Genomic DNA, 872 nt, shown 5'->3' with positions numbered 1-872 from the left:
GTTCAAAAGAACGGCAGGATGAATATGCTTATGACAATCGAAAGAGCACCAATAATTATCGCCCAAGTACCTAAACTCTTTGCTCCCTTACCTCGTGCAACGACTCCAATAATAACTCCCGCTATCCCCATTAAAAGCGGCAAGATAAACAGAGAGAGGATAGAGACAATTAAGGCAGTAATACCAATGCCTCTCCCTCCTGTTTCATCTCCATCAATTGCATACGGCTCATTTTGGTTGGCACGGCCCCTGAGCGGCTTTGGTGCAGCAAAATCTGCTGCATTTTCTTCTCGATACTGGATTTGTTCTTCAGGGCTCCGAACCAGGAGATTCTCATTTCTATACGCTCGAGCCTGCTTTTCGTCAGCCCCGACACGCATCGATTCCGGCTTACTATCCTTCGTCACATTATCACGATCCGAATAACGATCATCAGCCATTGGAGCATCCCTCACTTTCAAGTAATAGGAGCCTTATTAGTCTTTGTCATTCATCCAAAAAACAACGCCAAAATAATTACGCAAGAAGGATAAATCTAACAAATGAGCTCTACCTAGGCGAGATTTGTCCGGAAACCTTAACATTTGCTATCCACGCTTGTTCGGGGCTATGTAAAAAAGACAAATTTTAGGGGAAGACCAGTTAATCTTTGATGGATTTGCCTGTTCGGCATCATGATTTGCTTGTATTTTTGGTTAACCTTGGCTGGATTCGTCCCTTTCCTCGATTTATTCGGCCCATACTTAGATGGATTCGTCCCAAACTTAGGTTTATTCGTCCCTTTCTACCAATCATTCGACCCATCCACCTATGCGGCGTGGGGGCTTTTGAAAAATAGGGTATCTTTCTCTTTTTACTTTCCAGGGATCAGC

At 43.9% G+C, this 872-nt stretch carries 1 protein-coding gene; it reads right to left on the bottom strand.

What is annotated here, in order from left to right; all coding sequences use genetic code 11:
* Positions 1 to 2: 2 nt before the first annotated feature.
* Positions 3 to 440 (bottom strand): DUF308 domain-containing protein, encoded by a 438-nt coding sequence (locus WYK_RS06400; RefSeq protein ID WP_051387354.1) that lies wholly within the window; start codon positions 438 to 440, stop codon positions 3 to 5.
* Positions 441 to 872: the final 432 nt, after the last annotated feature.

The sequence above is a fragment of the Peribacillus psychrosaccharolyticus ATCC 23296 genome, assembly GCF_000305495.1.
GTDB classification, from domain to species: domain Bacteria; phylum Bacillota; class Bacilli; order Bacillales; family DSM-1321; genus Peribacillus; species Peribacillus psychrosaccharolyticus.
The sequence above is the reverse complement of the archived record's forward strand: the minus strand, read 5'-3'. Positions and strand labels throughout refer to the sequence as shown.